This is a genomic window from Bacillus sp. F2HM (genome assembly GCF_019266135.1).
In the GTDB taxonomy this organism is placed as follows: domain Bacteria; phylum Bacillota; class Bacilli; order Bacillales; family Bacillaceae; genus Bacillus; species Bacillus safensis.
Window position 1 is genome coordinate 145,302 of record NZ_LRMO01000019.1, and the last position, 19,179, is coordinate 164,480.

The window sequence follows — 19,179 nt, forward strand, 5'->3', positions numbered from 1 at the left end:
CCTATAGTATTCATTAGATTAGAAGTTCTCTATAGCTCCATTGCCCTTCATAGTCAATACTTGAATTATCTATACAAAAAGAATTTAATTACTTCGATTTTTCTCTCCCCAATCACATAACTGTTCTAAAATTGGTAAAAGTGTTTCTGCCTTATCTGTAAGACTGTATTCCACTTTAGGGGGGATTTGTGGATATTCCTTTCGTATAATCATCCCATCTGCCTCCAAATCTTTAAGTTGTGCACTCAATGTTTTAAAGGTAATCGTTCCAAGTCTCCTTTTCATATCATTAAAGCGAACGGGTTGATTTTCCGAAAGGAGATACAGAATTAGCATTTTCCATTTGCCTCCTATAACTGATAATGTATATCCAAAAGGTGTCTCTTGGATATTACCCGTTTTTCTATAATCAGCCATACTCATATTGACACTATCCTTTCTGATAGTAGCTATCTAAATAGTGCGTACTATTTTTTTATTTATATTCATTTTATACTTACTTTACTTTGAAATAAAGGAGAGAAAACGATGACTAATATTAAAACCTACAATCACAATCTATGGGATCACGGTATTACCCAAGGATATAGCGTTAAAGGAACAATCTACATTTCAGGTCAGTTTTCATACGATAAAAATGGTATGTTCGTTGGTAAGGAGAATATTGAAGCTCAGACTCTGCAAACATTTGAGAACCTTGATCGGGTATTGGTGGAATTGGGAGCTACGAAATCCAACATTGCATATGTTGAAATTTTTCTAACAAATCCACAAGAACACTCCGAAACAGTCATAGATCTATTCAAGGAATACTTAGGTCAACACCGACCAGCTGGCAGTCTCATTGGTGTGACATATCTGGCTTTCCCAGAGCAATTGATTGAAGTCAAGGCTATCGCACACACTGATTAAATACGTTATCAGATTAATTTGAGCAATTCTCTATACAAGGGAAAGGGTAGAATCTAGAATTGCTCAACGTGTAACCAATAAAAGGGCAGAGGATAGACAGCACTATTTAAAGCATATGTGGGAAAAACTGAAATACAAAGTTATGTGCAGATGAAGGCTTCTCATTAGATATGAATTAAATTAAAACAGACCTTTAAGGGTCTGTTTTTTTATGGGGACGGATTGGGGACGAACCCTTTCAGTTTTCTTCAGAAATGCACATTTTTTATCAGAATAGCTCATCATAAATCAGTCTTTTCAAGAAAGGTCTGTTTGCTTCGGATGAGGTCATTCACCTTGACAGGGTAGAGGTCGCTGGTTCGAGCCCAGTCGGAATCATCGTTGAAACCCTTGTGTAGCAGTTTTTTGTTTTTATCTTTCTTCATGAAAACGTATGAAATTTGTATCGCAACGCCTTTTGAGTCACCTAATAAATAGACCAGTAACGTTTAAATCCTGTATGATTTTATTTCCTTTATCTTTCCAGACTTTGCAGCACTACTAAAAATATATACATCACAGAAATCAATTTTTAAACCATTCGCTAATAACATCACACCATTTATTGAAGCAAATTTCCCGTGTGTTATTACTTGGTAAATTTCAAGGTTGCCAACGATTTCTCTGTCCTCTTTGTACAAAGTGGAGATTAAGGCATTTCGCCCTTCAAGCTTTGTATTATCCTTTAACTGATACCAGATAATAGATTCATCCGCAAATTCCTTAATAACTTCAGTCTGCCGCGTTAATATAGCTACTGTAAAATCAATGACTATTTGCTTCCTGGGAGCATTGTCACATCCTGTTGGAATGATAAGCTTTATTTCATTGAGGGAACTGTCCACTAATGTTAACCTCCTAAAAATACGTATTATAAAAGCTTTTTGTGATGTAATCTGGATCGTCTGTTAAAGTTCAAAAAAGGCATTTTTAAACTGATATTGAATTATAACATAAAGAATTTATAGTTCATTCCCTAAGATGGGACAGATTAATTTAGAAAAACAATTAAATTCTTCCTTAAAAAAGGTAGAGTAATCCTATCTGAGGGTGTTTTAGCCCTAGCATGTCCAGCTCTTTTTTGAATAGTATTTAAGGAGTGCGACCATTATGAATCGTGGTTGTTGAAATAGGTAATTTTGATGTGAAAGAGTCATTAGACAATAAAAGAACCAGAAACAAAGTATGGGGATATATGACGGCTTGGCCCGCCATCTCGTAGGGGGATAACGACGTTTCAAAGTATTGATGGAAGATAATCCGTTGAACAAATTTTCCTTTCCATACTAATCACACATCTTTTAATAGTATCAGCATATCCAGTTTAAGAGGATTCTTACAAAATATTTAGTATTTTTTGCGAGAATCCTCCTAAATGTAATAATATTTTCATTTATAATTCTCTATTTGTCTATACTTTTCATATCGCTGTTGTATAAGCTCTTCTGAGGATAATGGTATCAATTTTTTTAGAGATGATTCGATCACAGATTTAATCATTTGTGCCTGTGATTTTATATCATTTTGTGCTCCACCTTGCATTTCAGGGATGATTTCATCAATCATTCCTAACTGTTTTAAATCTTTTGCTGAAATTTTCATATGTTCAGCAGCTTCTGGAGCATACTTAGCGTCCTTCCATAGGATAGATGCTGCTCCTTCTGGCGAAATTACCGAGTACCATGAATACTCTAACATATGGATATGGTTACCGACACTAATGCCAAGAGCTCCACCACTTGATGCCTCTCCAATTACAATACAAACAATTGGCACTTTAAGCGTAGCCATTTCAAATAGATTTCGAGCTATCGCTTCAGAAATTCCACGTTCTTCAGACCCTTTCCCTGGATAGGCACCTATTGTATCAATAAATGTAATAATAGGGCGATTAAATTTATCAGCTTGTTTCATAAGTCTTAGCGCTTTTCTATATCCTTCTGGATGAGCCATTCCAAAATTTCTTTCTATATTTTCCTTTGTACTTCTACCTCTTTGATGACCAATAACCGTAACGGGCATTCCTTTAAATTTTGCAATACCACCTATCATTGCTTTATCATCACCATATAATCGATCACCATGAAGTTCGAAAAAGTTTGTAAACAATAAAGGTATATAATCCAATGTCGTGGGCCGGTTACGTAGTCTTGCAATTTGAACTCGTTGAAAAGCTGTAAGATTAGAATAAATTTCATCTTGCATTTTATTTAAACGTTTTTCTAATAAATGAATTTCTGACGATAAATCTACATTACTTTCTTTCATCATTTTCTTTAATTCATCAAATTTCTCTTTTAGTTCAATAATAGGACGTTCAAAATCCAAACTCATTTTATCCTCCAAAGGTTATGATTTACCTCACTCTAATCAAAAGACTTAGAAATAGAATCAATAAATAATTCAAAACCATCCACAACTATTTTTTGTTCTGATTCTGATAAATTATTGAGGATACGTTGATAAAATGTAAGGGATTGCTCTCTTAAGCGATTAACAGTAATGTGTCCTTTTTCTGTGAGGTGCAGAAAAAGTTCTCTTCTGTTTTTTTCATTTACTTCACGATAAACAAGCCCCATTTTTACTAACTTATCTACCAATCTACTTACAGTTGAAGTCTCTAATCTAAGTTTATTGGATAGTTGCCAAACAGTTAATTTTTCCACCTCTAGTTCCTCTAGCGCCATCATTTGAGAAGTTGGTAGAGGTTTTTCAAATGGTCCATTGGGCAAATTTTGAGATTCAAAAACCCCAGTGATTATAATCATTTTCTTAATATCTGTTCTTAGTTTTAAGGCATCTTCTCTTTTCAAAAAGGTCATCCTCCTACAATTGATGTATCATACATCAATTGTATTATACATGAATATGATTTTTTCACAAGCTTAACGTAAGCCAATATTCAGGAATGCACAGTATTGCAGCTGATCGAAACACAACTTCTCAAAACGTATAGGCAAAATTAAAACAGACCCTGCATGGTCTGTTTTTTATGGGGACGGATTGGGGACGAACCCTTTCAGTTTTCTTCAGAAATGCACATTTTTTATCAGAAAGGCTCATCATAGAACCTTATTAAATCAGTTTTTTTCAAGGAAGGTCTGTTTGCTTCGGATGAGGTCATTCACCTTGACAGGGTAGAGATGACGGTTCGATCCAGCTGAATTAGAGACCATCGTAAAGAACTCTTCTCTGTTAAAGATTAAAGAAGCAATCGGTAAAAAAATATGAAACTATTTTATTTCCTCATCCATTACTTTCTTATATTTTTCAAACTCAGAATCCTTCATTTCTCCGTTCATTTGAAGCAGGAAGTTCCCTTTTGAATATGTGTGAGAGAAGAACATAGATCCAGCATTTCCTAACTCATCATAATAAGATTTGGCTTGGTTAAGGTCAGTTTCATTTCCAAATTTAAAAATCCTTCCGCCAGCATTTTCGCCTAAAGAAGGAATGAGAATCCTTTTTCCTTCTTCTCTTATATTTCCAAACTCTTTTTGTTCAAGATCAGTTGGTTTTTCTGCTTCAAGCCCAGCACTTTTGAAAGCTTCAATCACGTTGTCTGTGGTGAGCTGTTTTTTAGTAGATGCTGCATTGCTACAAGCTGTTAACAATAATAAACATGTAAAACATAATACAAAATATTTCTTCATAGTAGATCCTCCTGATTGATAGATGCATAAGGATCTTACACTAAGTAATTCCTGTTTACTATCATTTCGACAAAAATAGACAAATATGAAAAATAAAGAAGGGTAAAATGATAACGTTCAGGTAAATAGATATTTGATAAACCATTTATCGAGGGGGAGGAAGATATGAAGTCATTTTTACTAATTGGACAATCAAATATGGCGGGGCGCGGCTTCAAACATGAAGTGCCTCCGATTTATAATGAAAGAATCATGATGCTGCGAAATGGTAGATGGCAAATGATGACTGAGCCCATTCATTTTGATAGGCCGGTAGCTGGCGTAGGACTAGCGGCTTCCTTTGCGGAGTCTTGGTGTAAGGATCATGAAGGAGAGAAGATTGGCCTGATTCCTTGTGCAGAGGGAGGCAGTTCAATTGATGAGTGGCCGCCGGATGGAGCATTATTTCGTCATGCTATAAGTGAAGCTAAATTTGCAAAGGAAAATAGCGAATTGGTAGGAATATTATGGCATCAAGGAGAAAGTGACAGCCAAGATGGGAAATACAAAGAATACGATGAAAAAATACTTAGATTATTTCATGAACTAAGAACTGAGTTATCTGTACCTAACATTCCACTTGTGATAGGAGGTTTGGGTGATTTCTTGGGAAAGTCAGCATTTGGCGCAGGGTGTGTGGAATATCAACTGATAAATGAGAAACTACAAAAATATGCACATCATCATGAAAATTGTTATTATGTTACTGCGAAAGGCCTTATACCTAATCCGGACGGAATTCACATCAATGCGATGTCTCAGAGAATATTTGGTATAAGATATTATGAAGCATTTCGAAAAAAAGAACATATACATGAACCATTACCAAATGAACATGAGTTAGTGAATGAATGTCATAATAGAATGAATACCACAGCGGAGAAAACATATATAGCACTAGAAAAGTTCACGTTAGGCAAGATGACTTACGAAGAGTTGCTGAAGACTTTATCGTAGGAAAAACTCATGGTAGACTTTGAATGGACAAAAACATGACATATCTCTTGAAAGGATGATTGTGGTGGTGAAAACAGATAAAGTCTCCTCCTGAATACATGAAATTACATTCAGGAGGAGATAAAAATGTTTAAACAAATAGATGAAAATTATCCGAGAAAAGAGCACTTTCATCATTATATGAAGGTAACCCGATGCTCATATAGCCTGGTGATCAATCTAGACATCACGAAATTGCATTCAATATTAAAAGAAAAAAAGCTAAAAGTATATCCTGTGCAAATTTATTTGTTAGCAAGGGCTGTGCAAAAAATACCGGAGTTTCGGATGGATCTAGTGAACGATGAACTTGGTCACTGGGATCTTCTCCACCCTAGTTATACGATTCTAAATAAAGAAACAAAGACATTTTCAAGTATTTGGACGCCTTATGACGAAAATTTTGCTCGGTTTTATAAAAGCTGTGTAGCTGATATTGAAGCTTATAGCGAAAGTAACAAACTATTTCCGAAACCTCATATGCCAGAAAATATGTTCAATATTTCAAGCCTGCCTTGGATTGATTTTACTTCTTTTAACCTTAATGTATCTACAGATGAAACTTATTTATTGCCGATATTTACGTTAGGGAAATTTAAGGTGGAAGAAGAGAAAATTATCTTGCCAGTCGCCATTCAAGTACATCATGCTGTTTGTGACGGCTATCATGCCGGTCAATATGTGGAATATTTGAGGTGGCTTATAGAACATTGTGAAGAGTGGTTAAATGATTCATTGTATACTTAATTTTCAAAAGGTGTAGTCATTTGATTTTTAGAAAAAAGCAGACTTTTGCAGAGTCTGCTTTTTCTGTTGTGAAAAGAAATATGAAAAATCACGGTTACTCAACTGTTCTTTTTGCGGTTTCTTTTCGGTGCCTTGAAAACTTATACATGTGATAATAAATGTAATATAAGGGAAATTAGTGGAAGGGGAATAAGGGATGGAGAAAGTTCTTTCTTCACATGTAGGTGTGAAAATAAATGAATGGTATAAAATGATTCGGCAATTCAGTGTACCTGATGCAGAGATTTTGAAAGCTGAGGTAGAACGAGAAATTGAGCGAATGGAAGAGGATCAAGACCTGCTCATTTACTATCAATTGATGTGTTTTCGACATCAGCTTATGCTCGATTATATTAAACCTTCAGAAAAACGATCGCCTTCTGTTTCTGATTTGGTTGATAAAATCGAAAATTCAAATCATCAACTTTCTGGTATGCTGCAATTCTATAATGCTTTTTTTAGAGGAATGCATGAGTTTAGTAAGAAAGAATACATACAGGCTATCCAATATTATAAGATCGCTGAAAGGCAGCTCGCATTGGTGGTCGATGATATTGAGCAAGCGGAGTTTCACTTCAAGGTGGCTGAAGCCTACTATATAATGAAACAAACGCATGTTTCTATGCATCATATTATAAAAGCCTTAGACATCTATAAGCAGCATGAACAATATAAAGTTCGCCAAATACAAAGCTTGATTGTTATTGCAGGAAATTATGATGATTTCAAGCGATATGACAAGTCATTAAAGCATCTAAATACAGCTTTTTCTATAGCAGAAGAGCTCGCCGATAATATGTTAATTGCTAAAATTCTATTGAACATAGCGAATACATATGATCGACAACAAAAGTACACTGAAGCAATCATACGCTACAGAGAAGTTTTAGACATTATTACACCACGAAGTATTGAAATAAAACCAATCACCCTATTTAGTTTAAGCTGGTCGTTGTATAAGTCTAGTCAACATGATGAAGCCGCTCCACTCGTAGAAGATGGTCTTAAGTGCTCCTTAGAGATAAATGATTCGTTGTGTTTGATGTTATTTAAAGCTTTAAAAGCGATTTATATAGATGCTAATGAGAAAGCAATTCAAGAAGTGCTAGATTATTTTGAGGAAAAGCAACTATATGTCTATGTCGAGGCATTTGCTCAAAGTATAGGATTATCTTCTGAAAAAAAGGGGGACTTTGAAAAAGCTGTCGAATATTATAGAAAGGCTCTTAAAGCTCAAAATGATATTCAAAAAGGGGAGTGTCTGTATGATTATTAAAAAATTACTAGTCATTGTATCCATTGTATTGTTAAGTGTTTCAACAGCAGAAACTTTGAAACTCATTGAAACAAAATCAATTCGGAATACAACTATGGAGGAACATCAAAAATCAAATCGAAACACGACTATGATTGATCGAAATACAACCTCTGAAAACGTATAGACAAGATTAAAACAGACTTTAATAGTCTGTTTTTTTATGAAGTAGAATGAGCAAATGAACAGTTGGTCAATGTTATACTAACCTCAATAGATATAGGGAGGCATCCACTTTGAAACCTTTCTGGGAGAAAGAAGAAGAGAGTCCTTTCACGTTAGAAAAGATAGATGAGGAACAAATTCGTGAAGCAGAGGGAAGACTTGGTGTCACTTTACCTGATACATATAAAAAGCTCATTTTAGAATGGAACGGTGGTTTTACAGTTCGTAATGCTTTCCCAACGGAACAGCCGAATTCATGGGCTGAGGATCATGTTCAATTTGACCATTTAAGAGGAATCGCCAAAGATGATGGCATCATGAATAGTCTTCAGTTAAGTGATGAATTGGAGCTGCCGGAGGGACTTGTGATCATCAGCGGAGAGGAAGATACATGGATCGCAATGGATTATCGAAAAACGAAGGAACACCCCCCTATCCACTATTTTGATTTAGAAATGGGAGTCAATTTTAAGCTGGCGGATACTTTCGATGATTTTATTGAGCAGTTATATACAGCTGAAGATGTGATGGTCGAGGTAGTAGAGATTGATGAGGAATCCTCGGATTTGTATGTCAGTAAAGAAGAGCTTGAACAAATTTTTGAGAGACAAGACCTTCGTCAGCAGAATCTCTTTAAAATGGCACATTATCCGATGGAAGAAATTGAAGAGATTGAATGGTTTTTCGATCGTATGAAACAATGCATCAAACAGATAAAAGATCAACATGTTTTATATGAAGCAGCGACAACGATTCACTCCATCCTTCTGTTAAACCCGGATATGCCAAGAAATGACCTTATCAATCAAGAGCTGAAAGAAAGAGCGGAGTTCCTAGAAAATAGTGGTGAGCCTAATACCGCTTTTTTGGGAGAAGACATTCATCCAGTGAAAAAACGATAGTGAAAGAATAAAAGCCCCTGAAAAGGGCTTCTTTTTGTAATCTTATTGAAAGTCATATTTAAATAAAGTATAGTAACTTTATATGATAAAGAGGAGGATGGTTAAAGATGATGCATGCAGGAAGATTACGCCAGCAAACTTTGAACAATCAGTAATTTCATATGTTCAAAGGCTCTGTTTTCATCAAACGGAGTAAACGGGGTAGTCTGCACATTTTTAATGATCTTCAGCGGGAAAGTATGCAATTTCACTAGAAGACAGGCAGATAATTGTTCTGTCTTTTTTGTATGTTTTTATAATACAAAGAATGGCATAAGTCTAGCTTTGTTTACTCTGACCACATAAAGTAGCCTTTTGTGGTTTTTTGTGATGATATTCTTGATGCCTATTGATCATGACTAAATGAGCAATTGGAGGAATGAATATGAATAGACTAGAATTAAAGCAGTTAGCCAATCATCACGGATTAGACATTTCAGAGAATACCATTAAAATAAATGAATCAGGTGTTGATTTTCGTGTCGCGCATGTCGAAGATTTACATGGTGATCAATGGATATTAAGAGTGCCTCGCAGACCAGAATCAATGAAACATACCTTACAAGAAAAAAAGACATTAGATCATATTAGAAAACAGGTTCAATTTCAGGTCCCTCAGTGGTCTATCTTTACAGAAAGTCTGATTGCTTATAAACAATTAGAGGGGGTACCGGCGGCTAGTATTGATGTGGAGAAGCAATCATATGTGTGGAGTTTTGACCAAACGAAAGTACCGCAAGCTTATTATGAATCATTAGGAAGAGTTCTAGCGAATGTACATTCTTTAGATCAACAGCCTTTTAAAACGATCGGTGTGGAGATGCTCAGTGCTCATGAATTAAGAGGATCAATGAAACAGCGAATGGAACGTGTCAAATCGCAATACACCATTAACAGCGGTTTATGGGAGCGCTGGCAAGAATGGCTAGCTAAAGATTCTTTATGGCCGCCTTTTGTGGGAGTGAAGCATGGAGATTTGCATCCTGGCCACATTCTGATTGATGAAAATCAATGTGTGACGGGTGTGATTGATTGGTCTGAAGTGGGGGTTGGTGATGTATCTGCAGATTTTTTGTCGCATCAACTTCTCTTTGGGAAAGAAGGATTAACAAAACTTATCCATGCGTATGAAAAAGCAGGCGGGAGAACTTGGCCAGGAATGGATGAACATATAATAGAACTTCTGACGACAAGTGCGATCACTGTGGCCGAGTACGCACAGAGATCAGGATTGAAAGATATGCATGAAACTGCAGCATACATGTTGGCAAACGAAAGCTAATCAATCAGACCGAATCCAAAAAAAGACCCTGAAAAGGGCTTTTTTTAATCTAATTCATGAAAAACTGTTTGAGTTGATCAATGAAAACGGATTTGGATTTTCCTTTTTTATAAATGAACTCGATATTGATGTTGAACAAATGATTCAGCATCTTCGTATGTGTAGTTTTCCCAGGATTGAAATATTGCAATTGTGGGATTTGCTCGGTATTGATAAAACGCTTCAATATCCTGTCTATCGAATTGGCGAATAACAACTCGGTTTGTTCTTGTAAATATGTTGTTTGCATTCTTCATGTGTTAACCTCACTTTTTAATTTGTTCTTGATTTGAAAAAGTCTATCAGCCATTCAGATAGCTGCTGCTGTGCTTTGCTGACAAATCGATCTGCATAATAAATTAATTCCAAGTGCCGGACAGGTGCTGGATCAGCAATAGGAATCGAAACAATATTAGGCCACGTCGAATGTTGTTTTAGTAATCCTCTTGGCTGAATGGTTGCACCGATCCCGGCTTCAACCAGCTGCAATAGCGAAAACGCGGACCCAACCTCCATGGCAGTGTCCAGTTCAACACCCTGTTCTTTACATACGTCATCTACTAAATCCCTTCCTAGATATCCCTTCGGATACATGACCAACGCATGGTGAGTCAGCTCTTTTAATGACACTTCGCTCTTTTGAGCCAAATCACTTTCTGAATGAACAAATAATTCGTAAGGCTCACTTCCAAGTGGAATTTGAACGAGACGCTTATCCGCAGGCCCTCGCAGTCCGATGCCGAGATCCACTTTATGCGAAAGAACTTCTTCACGAACAAAGATATTTGAATATGCCTTCAGATTAGTTTCTGGATAAAGTGTTTTAAATTCTACAAAAAGTGGCACCAGCTGAAAATCAAGATCTGATGGGAGAACTGCGAGACGAACGGTTCCTCGTTTTTCCGATAATAGTTCTTTCATCGCATTTTTTGCATCTCTTTCAGCTTGAAGCATTTTCATGCCATATTGATAAAGCAGCGAACCGGCTTCGGTAGCAACGACCTTTTTGCCGATTCGATCAAAGAGCGGCATCCCAACTTCTGCTTCAAGCAGTCGAATTTGCTGGCTAAGTGTAGGCTGTGATATGCCTAGCTGCTCAGCGGCTTTTGTAAAATGCAAATGGTTGAATACAGCCATAAAATAGGTAATATGCCGGGTATCCATATGTCCACCTTTCATAAATGATAGTCTTTTCCTATCATCATAATACGATTTATTGTATTGATCAATGAATGCGGCAGATTTATACTCAAAGTAACCTTAACAAGATGAGAGAGAAAGAAGGGTATTGATGAAAAAAATATATTATTTAGCCGCTTTATTTTTAGCCGCTTTAAACTTACGTCCGATCATTACGTCCGTGGCTTCCATGATGAGCATGATCCAATCAGAGCTTGGCGTAAACGCACTGACAGCAAGTCTTTTGACCACTTTGCCTGTCCTTTGTATGGGAATATTTGCTCCCGTTGCAACGATACTCAGCCGGCGTTTTGGTTTAGAGAGAACGCTGTTTTTCTCGATTCTTCTGATCACGATTGCCACTGCACTGCGTGGTACTAGCCAATCGGTTGCTATCCTGCTCATGACTGCGTTTGCTGGAGGGGTAGGGATTAGCTTCGCAGGTCCTTTATTGTCTAGTTTCATTAAAAAATATTTCCCGAGAAATCCTGGTATCGTCAGTGTGTATTCAATTTCGATGACGATTGGTGCAGCGCTCGCTTCCGGCTTCACCATTCCAATTTATCTGCGCAGTCAGCATCACCTTCCATTTGCATTGTCCTGCTGGGCTATTCTAGGGGTGATTGCCCTTATTCTATGGATAGGTTTAGTTCGCAAAAATGAGCAGAGTGATCATGTAACGTTGCCGTTAAAATTGCCGTTGAGAAACAAAAAGGCCATTCAATTCACCTTGTTCTTTGGCTTTATGTCCAGTATGTTTTATTCTTTGACGGCATGGATTTCACCGATTGCTCTTAGCTTTGGCAACAGTCCGCAATATGCTGCAATGCTCTTGACCATATTTACACTCATTCAGATACCGGTGGCACTACTCGTTCCAGCGGTCGTTACTCGATTAGGAAAACCGAAATTATTTCTCATCTTATGCAGTCTGTCTGAACTCATTGGCCTTATCTTTCTTCTTCTGCCAATGCCGATCTTGCCAGCCGTCATTTTCCTAGGTATGGGTGCAGGTGGATTATTCCCTTTAGCGCTTATGCTCCCGATTATGGAGACGAGTACTCCGGAGGAAGCCGGAACCTGGTCTGCGATGTCGCAGATGGGCGGGTACATTGTGGGTGGATTCGGTCCGTTTTTCATTGGCTTGGTTTTCGATCTAAGCGGACATTTTGATGCTTCCATTGTGGCAATGCTTGTCATCGTCTCGTTAATGATTGGCGTTCAGTTATCTATGAAACTTGGTAGAAAAGAAGGAGAAGTGTCGAGTTAAATAATGCTGCTTCACATTTCAATAAAAACGGGGGAATTCTATTGCTCATTCGAGAAGCAAAAACGATCGATTATCCACAATTAAGACAAATCTATTTAGAATCACGGCGCCAGAGCTTTCACTGGCTCAATACAGAAGAACTCAATCTGCAAGATTTTGATCAAGATACGCAGGAAGAGCAAATTTTCTTAGCTGAGGAGAACAATAAAATCCTTGGATTCATTTCTCTATATGTACCAGATCGTTTTATTCATCTCTTGTTTGTACATCCAGAAGCTGCTGGTCAAGGGGCTGGCGATCTGCTGCTCAAACAAGCGATAAAAGTTTTGGGAACACCGGTCACCCTCAAATGTGTCTCCGAAAATCACAAAGCTTTATCTTTTTATCAAAAAAGAGGCTGGAAGGCTGTTGTAGAAGAAGGAGAACCTGGGGCGGAATACTGGGTGCTTATTTATGAATAGAAGTCTTTTTATCTTATCATTCACGGGCCCTTTATAGGGCTTTTTTGCGGTTTCTTTTCGGTGTCGAATGGTTCATAAAATGATAATATATGTCATTATAGGGAAAATAGAGGAAGGGGTAAGGGCTGATGGAGAAAGTGCTTTCTTCTCACGTCGGTTTGAAAATCAATGAATGGTATTATCATATTCAAAGATTTAACGTACCGGACGCCGAAGCATATAAAGAGGAAATCAAATCAATGCTTGATCATATGGAAGAAAATCAAGATTTATTATTGTATTTCTCACTCATGGAGTTCAGACATAAATTAATGCTTGATTACTTGAATCCTTTAGAAAATGGGAAAGAGCGGGCCAACTTCAAGGAGCTCGCAATGAAGATCAAAAGGGACCAAGAGAAATTAACAGGATTGCTCGAGTATTACTTCAATTTTTTCTACGGCATGTATGAATTTGAAAACTATGAATACCTAAATGCAATTACCTTCTATAAACGGGCAGAAAAAAAGCTGTCTCTTGTCAGCGACGATATTGAACGGGCCGAGTTCAATTACAAGATGGCTGAAATCTATTACCACATGAAACAAACCCACATGTCCATGCACCATATCGCACAGGCGATACAATGTTATCGAGAAAAAGATACATACACTGTAAGAGAAATACAATGTTCTTTTGTGATCGGGTTAAACTATATAGATATGGGCTGCCCCGAAAAAGCAATACCCCATTTTCAACACGCACTAGAAAAAGCCGCCGACAACTCAACAAAACGATTAAAAGGATCAGCACTCTATAATTTAGGGTTGAGTTATTTTCATAATAAAGAAATAGCACAAGCAATTATTCATTTTAATGACTCAATTCGAGCATTTAGAGAACAGGGATACGAGCATTTAAATAGAATCTTAGACCCACTCATTATGTTGTCAAAAGCCTACTTCAAAAAGAAAGAACAGGATTTAGGTATATATGCTTTAAATAACGGTATAGAACTATCTGAAAAACTGAAAGACCATGTGCTGTTATTGATATTCAAATTTTTAAGATCACTATACGTTGAGAACAATTTTGAGCAGTTGGAAAAAATAATGGAATTGCTAGAAATAAAGTCAATGTATCCTGATCTAGAAGATTTAGCAAAAGACGCTGCAAAATATTATAATGAAATGGGAGATAAAGACAATGCGATGCTTTTTTATGAGAAAATTCTTTATTTCCAAACTCAAGTGAAGCGGGGGGACTGTCAGTATGAAATTTAAAACGTTATCAGTTGTATTCGTGATGATCAGCGTTATCAGTGTTGTTGGTTATTTTACATCTGAAGTGACAGCAAGTCATGATGAAGCTAGGAGAGGTCATACTGCAAGTATCGGTTATACTGCTTAAATAAAAAGCCCCTTAAGGGCTTTTTATTTTAAGACGGAATATATGCTATGAATAAAGAATATTTTTTCCATAGAAAAGATATTGAGGAGGAAGTAAAGTGACAATGTTAAAATCAACATTATTTCGAAGGATTTTCATTATATCCTTTGCTTTAACCTTTATGATTAGCCTGTTCAATATGGCTGTGTTTCCAGGGACGCCAGCGTCTTACTATGTTGGCCTGGTTTGTAAGATGTTGTTTATCAGTTTGTTAAATGGTTTGTTTTTTGGAACAATCATCTATTTAATTGGCGTCTTTCTCGGTGCTAAATCTTCAAAGGAAAATCAATAACAAGTGAGCGGCTATAGTCCGTTCTTTTTTATTTAAAAAAATTGATATTTAATGGAGAAAATGAGATTACTTCATGTATGAGCTAGATCGCAAATCCTCCATATGTATTTTCCATCATACACTACATTATTTTTAATATCCTACTGCATTCTATTTTAAAGGATGTTACCGTTGTTTGTAAGGAATGATTGGCCAGTCTTCCAATACGAGTTGGAGGGAAATCATGAATTACAAAATTGAAATGTTAACGAATATGAAAATGGTGTATATGAGAAATATCGGATCATATGGCAGCAAAGAGAATTTTGAGATGATGAAGAGATTTAAAAAATGGATGAAGCAACATCATTTAAATGATGAATTAAAGGAATATGGCATATATGGTGTTCCTCAAGATGATCCTGGAAAAATTCCATCAGAAAAATGCAGATACGACCTCATGCTTATGACAAATAGAGATTTCTCAAAAGATCAAATGGTTCAGACTGGCCATTTTGAAGGAGGAAAGTATGCTGTGTTTACGGTGACACATACAACTGAAAAAGTGAATTTGTTTTGGAGACAATTGCCTCAAATGATCCAAAACAATCGATTAAACATGCGTCAGGCACCTATAATGGAGAGATATAAAGAAGAAGAAGGCGAAGATAAGGTGTGTGAATTCTTACTGCCTATCTTTTAAACACTTTATCAAACTGCAATGAAAACAGACCTCTTATGGTCTGTTTTCATGAATATTATATGTTTAAATATTTTAGGACTCGTTCCTTTAAATATCGATATTGATCCTCATTCGTATCTTCAAATGCTTCTTCTCGATTTGAAGGTACATCCATATAAACGATTTCCTCAGAGAATTGTGAAGAAGTAAAGTCGATTCTTGTTCCATTCACTACGTTGTAAAAGTGCCATCCGTTGGGTAATGCGGTTTTGTTTATTTTTCCGCCTAACAGATCATGGACGACTAAAGAAGTGACACCGCATTGTCCATTGGCCGGGTTGTCTTTACTCCATTTTGAACTAGATTGAGAGGACCAGGCTTTAAAAAGAGCATCAATGATTTCGTCTGTCGTGTAGAGGTTCATCATAAAAATCCTTTCTATTTAAAAGCGAAATGAATATAGTATCTGTTTAGTCTATAGTAGATTTTTTTTCGATCAAAATCCAGATGCTATACTTGATTAAACCAATATAACAATGAGGGTCATGACAGGAGGAGCATGGAGTGATATTCATCATAGGCATTGTAATCGCTTTTATTGTTGCTATTTTAGGCTTTACTATTTTCGTAGATGTAGGTAATGGGCTGGGAACGGTTTTTAGCATCATCGGTGCAATGGTCATTTTATGGATAGCGGGTAGGCTGCAAAGACAAAAAGAAAAGAATGATCCAAACATATTATTAGATAAAATGATGATGCTTTTTCAAGAAGACGGTTTTCAGGCTTCCACATACCTTTTTTCACAAAATGTTGATAAAGGCTTTGCGATTGATGATGAGCGAAAGGTAATGCGCTTTATTACACACCAACCTGGCGGCTCATCTCGAAAATTCAAGTTTGAAGTCACTGAGCTTTCCTTGAAAGAGTTGAAACAAGTTGACATGTTAGAAGATGGTGTGCCGATTGAACAATCTGTTGAGATTGATAATAATGAAGAGATCTCGACACTTGAATTGAGATTAACTATGAATGATCAGGAATCATCAACGATCACGCTCACCTTTCTGACATTTGATGTGCCTGTTTGTAAGAGCACTGCCGAGTATTTGACTGAACGAGAAAATCTGGAAGAGATTTATCATGAAATTGATTCAATGATGAAATCTGCGGATTAATGAAATGCCTGTTCATAAAGAAGAAATCACCATTTGAGGTGGTTTCTTTTTTTATGTCAATCAAGACAAGGCTGGTTCAATCATTGCGGTTGAATGTTTTTCTCAAAAATGAATAAAGATAGACTAGACACGAAAACGAACATTGATATCGAAATGACTGGAGGAAACATACATGCAAAAGCTTTGCAGGGAAGTCTGGATCGAGGTCAATCTTGACGCGATTAAAAGAAATATCGAAGCCATTCAAGCGCATATTCCAAGGAAAAGTAAGATCATGGCTGTCGTAAAGGCGAATGCTTATGGACACGGTTCAGTTGAAGTAGCGCGGCAGGCACTAGAAAGCGGTGCGACAGAGCTTGCGGTTGCCAGCTTGGAAGAAGGCATTGTATTGCGGAGAGCAAAAATTGAAGCACCGATTCTGGTCCTTGGATTTACCCCGCTCGACTGTGTGAAAAGGGCTGCAGCCTGGAGAATTGACCTATCCGGCCTTCGAGAAGACTGGATTGTTCAAGCAAATGAGATCTTAGCGGAAGAAGAAAGTCAGCATCGCCTTGGGATTCATATCAATGTTGACACAGGGATGGGACGATTAGGTGTACGGACAAAGGAAGAGCTGTTAGAGGTGGTGGAGGCGCTTGAAAAGAGTGAAAACCTGAGGTGGGATGGAATATTTACGCATTTCTCCACTGCGGATGAGCCTGACCCTGATTTCACACTGCTGCAGCACAGCATTTTTATTGATTTTCTTCGTTTCTTAAAAAAACAAGGCATTACACTGCCCACAGTACATATGAACAATACAGCGGCTGCTATCGCGTTTCCTGAATTTAGCGCAGATATGATTCGGCTCGGCATCGGGCTATATGGACTGTACCCTTCGCAATACATTGAGAGTTTAGATGCTGTTAAGCTAGAGCCCGCTCTCAGTTTAAAAGCAAGGATTGCGTTCGTGAAGGAAATGGTGACAAAGCCAAGAACCGTCAGCTATGGGGCAACCTATGTAGCAAAACCTGATGAAGTGATAGCAACCATACCAATCGGTTATGCAGATGGGTACTCACGTGCTTTATCCAATCGAGGATTCATGCTTTTCCGAGGAAAACGAATGCCGATTGCTGGCCGCGTCACAATGGATATGACCATGATCAGTTTAGGAGAAATGAAAGCAAAGCAAGGCGAAGAAGTCGTCATATATGGTCGTCAAAAGGGCGGAGAAATTTCTGTCGATGAAATCGCCGAAATGCTCAATACGATCAACTACGAAGTCATCGCCACCTTAAGCCGCCGCGTCCCAAGGTTTTATCGTCGCGGCGGAAAGATTATTAAAATATCGACACCGGTGATGTATGTGTGAGGGTAAATAACAGGTGCAATTTGAGGATATTTGTTCTGGTGTACAATGATAAAAATTAAATTTTATTACAAATATGTCGATAAAAGGGGGGATATTTAAGATATGGAGGAAAGAAACGATGAAAAAAGGTTTATTTTTAGTGCTTTTGACTATTTTAATGATGGTCACAATCCATCCGTTAAAAGCTCATGCAGTTGAGACAAATGGGTGGACGAAGCGAGCAGACTTACCGGAAGAGAGACTTCATTCTAGTTCCGCAGTAGTAGATGGGAAGATTTTTGTTTTTGGGGGAAGTAGTGAAAAGGCATATAGTAATAAAAATACCTACATGTACGATCCTCACAAAAATGAGTGGAGCTCAAAAGCTGACATGCCTAGAGAAAGAACAGATAGTACGGCAGTGGCGATAGGTAAAAAAGTATATGTCATTGGAGGAGCATATCAAGATAGCACAAATACGATTGATATTTATGATGCAGAATTAGATACATGGGCAAAAACACCGATTAATATACCATACTATGCTGTGACAAAAGGTGACATAAGTGCAAGTGTTGTAAATGATAAGATTTATATTCTTGCAACGAATAAAAGTCCTTATCAAGAACATAATTTTTATAGTTATGATACAAAAACAGATAAATGGCTACAATTAAAAATGTTTCCTCAGCAATTTACTGGTATGTCTATGTCAGAAGTCGTTGACAACAAAATTTATGCTACAGGTGGAGAAAGAACAGTTAGTAATCACAAAAATTCCCAAGTGTATGAATACAACATTGAAACAAATCAATGGGTACAAACAAAATCACAGTTAAAGTTTTATCAACTAGGGGCTGCATTTACAACATATCAGGGAAAATTGTTCATGGCTGGAGGTCAGTATGATGACAGAGCCAGTCTATTATCACCATACACACAGTTTTATGATGCTAAAACGAATTCTGTGAAAAGAAGCTCGATCAATTTACCTGAAGCTAGAGTAGGTTCAAGTGCTGTAACGATTGAGGATACCATATATATCATAGGTGGACGAAATTTCCAGCAAGATTATCATTCAAAATCGATTAAAAGTGATTACAAATCAGTGATTTCTATCTCACTAAAAGATTTACAAATTGCTGAAGGTGAATCAAAGCCAGATGATGGCACAACCGAAGAACCGAAAGATCAAGACGGGACAAAACCTGG

Annotated in this window: 23 protein-coding genes; 16 read left to right on the plus strand and 7 right to left on the minus strand. The window is 37.1% G+C overall.

From position 1 onward, the window contains the following. Nucleotides 1-84 precede the first annotated feature (84 nt). A complete protein-coding gene (locus AWT60_RS13040) occupies nt 85-423 on the minus strand; it encodes a winged helix-turn-helix transcriptional regulator (RefSeq protein ID WP_218677341.1) in 339 nt (112 codons plus the stop codon). A 105-nt stretch (nt 424-528) separates the two neighbouring features. On the opposite strand from AWT60_RS13040, the gene AWT60_RS13045 reads away from it, so the two are divergent. Further along, nucleotides 529-912: a RidA family protein gene (locus tag AWT60_RS13045; protein WP_061109701.1), complete on the plus strand. Its 384-nt coding sequence runs from the start codon at nt 529-531 to the stop codon at nt 910-912. A gap of 488 nt (nt 913-1,400) precedes the next feature. On the opposite strand, the gene AWT60_RS13050 is transcribed toward AWT60_RS13045, so the two are convergent. From AWT60_RS13050 to AWT60_RS13065, 4 genes are all read right to left on the minus strand, one after another. Next, on the minus strand, nt 1,401-1,796 hold the full coding sequence (locus AWT60_RS13050) for a hypothetical protein (RefSeq protein ID WP_218677342.1): 396 nt from the start codon (nt 1,794-1,796) through the stop codon (nt 1,401-1,403). A gap of 544 nt (nt 1,797-2,340) precedes the next feature. Continuing rightward, nucleotides 2,341-3,285: an acetyl-CoA carboxylase carboxyltransferase subunit alpha gene (locus tag AWT60_RS13055; protein ID WP_041105891.1), complete on the minus strand. Its 945-nt coding sequence runs from the start codon at nt 3,283-3,285 to the stop codon at nt 2,341-2,343. Nucleotides 3,286-3,317: 32 nt separating this feature from the next. After that, entirely contained in the window at nt 3,318-3,764 is a 447-nt protein-coding gene (locus AWT60_RS13060; protein WP_041105892.1) for a MarR family winged helix-turn-helix transcriptional regulator, read from the minus strand. 420 nt (nt 3,765-4,184) lie between these two features. Beyond that, nucleotides 4,185-4,604: a stress protein gene (locus tag AWT60_RS13065; RefSeq protein WP_076840885.1), complete on the minus strand. Its 420-nt coding sequence runs from the start codon at nt 4,602-4,604 to the stop codon at nt 4,185-4,187. Nucleotides 4,605-4,769: 165 nt separating this feature from the next. Between AWT60_RS13065 and AWT60_RS13070 the strand changes: the two genes are divergently transcribed. The 6 genes from AWT60_RS13070 (at nt 4,770) to AWT60_RS13095 (ending at nt 10,381) form a co-directional block, all read left to right on the plus strand. Further along, nucleotides 4,770-5,600: a sialate O-acetylesterase gene (locus AWT60_RS13070; protein ID WP_218677343.1), complete on the plus strand. Its 831-nt coding sequence runs from the start codon at nt 4,770-4,772 to the stop codon at nt 5,598-5,600. 126 nt (nt 5,601-5,726) lie between these two features. Beyond that, a complete protein-coding gene (gene catA / locus AWT60_RS13075) occupies nt 5,727-6,386 on the plus strand; it encodes a type A chloramphenicol O-acetyltransferase (RefSeq protein WP_218677344.1) in 660 nt (219 codons plus the stop codon). Nucleotides 6,387-6,582: 196 nt separating this feature from the next. Next, nucleotides 6,583-7,701 (plus strand): Rap family tetratricopeptide repeat protein, encoded by a 1,119-nt coding sequence (locus AWT60_RS13080; RefSeq protein ID WP_218677345.1) that lies wholly within the window; start codon nt 6,583-6,585, stop codon nt 7,699-7,701. Nucleotides 7,702-7,976: 275 nt separating this feature from the next. Next, nucleotides 7,977-8,807: an SMI1/KNR4 family protein gene (locus AWT60_RS13085; protein ID WP_218677346.1), complete on the plus strand. Its 831-nt coding sequence runs from the start codon at nt 7,977-7,979 to the stop codon at nt 8,805-8,807. A gap of 424 nt (nt 8,808-9,231) precedes the next feature. Continuing rightward, on the plus strand, nt 9,232-10,128 hold the full coding sequence (locus AWT60_RS13090; protein WP_218677347.1) for a macrolide 2'-phosphotransferase: 897 nt from the start codon (nt 9,232-9,234) through the stop codon (nt 10,126-10,128). Further along, entirely contained in the window at nt 10,091-10,381 is a 291-nt protein-coding gene (locus AWT60_RS13095; RefSeq protein WP_218677348.1) for a hypothetical protein, read from the plus strand. Before AWT60_RS13090 ends, AWT60_RS13095 begins: the two co-directional genes overlap by 38 nt. Nucleotides 10,382-10,440: 59 nt before the next feature. Here the strand turns inward: AWT60_RS13095 and AWT60_RS13100 are convergent, their stop codons facing one another. Then, nucleotides 10,441-11,331 carry a LysR family transcriptional regulator gene (locus AWT60_RS13100; RefSeq protein WP_041105904.1) on the minus strand — a complete coding sequence of 297 codons (891 nt, stop codon included), beginning with the start codon at nt 11,329-11,331 and terminating at the stop codon, nt 10,441-10,443. A 127-nt stretch (nt 11,332-11,458) separates the two neighbouring features. Here AWT60_RS13100 and AWT60_RS13105 point away from each other — a divergent pair, with 127 nt between their 5' ends. The 6 genes from AWT60_RS13105 to AWT60_RS13130 all read left to right on the plus strand — a co-directional run bounded on the left by AWT60_RS13105 (nt 11,459) and on the right by AWT60_RS13130 (nt 15,479). Then, nucleotides 11,459-12,616 carry an MFS transporter gene (locus AWT60_RS13105; protein WP_087975574.1) on the plus strand — a complete coding sequence of 386 codons (1,158 nt, stop codon included), beginning with the start codon at nt 11,459-11,461 and terminating at the stop codon, nt 12,614-12,616. Nucleotides 12,617-12,657: 41 nt separating this feature from the next. After that, complete coding sequence (locus AWT60_RS13110) at nt 12,658-13,077, plus strand: GNAT family N-acetyltransferase (RefSeq protein WP_087977363.1); 420 nt, start codon at nt 12,658-12,660, stop codon at nt 13,075-13,077. 128 nt (nt 13,078-13,205) lie between these two features. After that, nucleotides 13,206-14,339, plus strand: a complete 1,134-nt coding sequence (locus AWT60_RS13115; protein ID WP_218677350.1) for a Rap family tetratricopeptide repeat protein — start codon at nt 13,206-13,208, stop codon at nt 14,337-14,339. After that, on the plus strand, nt 14,329-14,466 hold the full coding sequence (locus AWT60_RS13120) for a hypothetical protein (RefSeq protein ID WP_012009633.1): 138 nt from the start codon (nt 14,329-14,331) through the stop codon (nt 14,464-14,466). Before AWT60_RS13115 ends, AWT60_RS13120 begins: the two co-directional genes overlap by 11 nt. A gap of 97 nt (nt 14,467-14,563) precedes the next feature. Continuing rightward, nucleotides 14,564-14,797, plus strand: a complete 234-nt coding sequence (locus AWT60_RS13125; protein ID WP_041105908.1) for a hypothetical protein — start codon at nt 14,564-14,566, stop codon at nt 14,795-14,797. A 223-nt stretch (nt 14,798-15,020) separates the two neighbouring features. Continuing rightward, nucleotides 15,021-15,479 carry a GyrI-like domain-containing protein gene (locus tag AWT60_RS13130; RefSeq protein WP_218677351.1) on the plus strand — a complete coding sequence of 153 codons (459 nt, stop codon included), beginning with the start codon at nt 15,021-15,023 and terminating at the stop codon, nt 15,477-15,479. 55 nt (nt 15,480-15,534) lie between these two features. Here the strand turns inward: AWT60_RS13130 and AWT60_RS13135 are convergent, their stop codons facing one another. Beyond that, nucleotides 15,535-15,882, minus strand: coding sequence for a YunG family protein (locus AWT60_RS13135; protein WP_087975684.1), 348 nt, complete (start codon nt 15,880-15,882; stop codon nt 15,535-15,537). 140 nt (nt 15,883-16,022) lie between these two features. Between AWT60_RS13135 and AWT60_RS13140 the strand changes: the two genes are divergently transcribed. The 3 genes from AWT60_RS13140 to AWT60_RS13150 all read left to right on the plus strand — a co-directional run. Continuing rightward, a complete protein-coding gene (locus tag AWT60_RS13140; protein ID WP_076840896.1) occupies nt 16,023-16,634 on the plus strand; it encodes a GlsB/YeaQ/YmgE family stress response membrane protein in 612 nt (203 codons plus the stop codon). Nucleotides 16,635-16,806: 172 nt separating this feature from the next. Then, nucleotides 16,807-17,988 (plus strand): alanine racemase, encoded by a 1,182-nt coding sequence (gene alr, locus AWT60_RS13145; RefSeq protein ID WP_076840897.1) that lies wholly within the window; start codon nt 16,807-16,809, stop codon nt 17,986-17,988. A gap of 118 nt (nt 17,989-18,106) precedes the next feature. Then, the coding region (locus AWT60_RS13150; protein ID WP_218677352.1) for a Kelch repeat-containing protein at nt 18,107-19,179 on the plus strand (1,073 nt) is incomplete at its 3' end.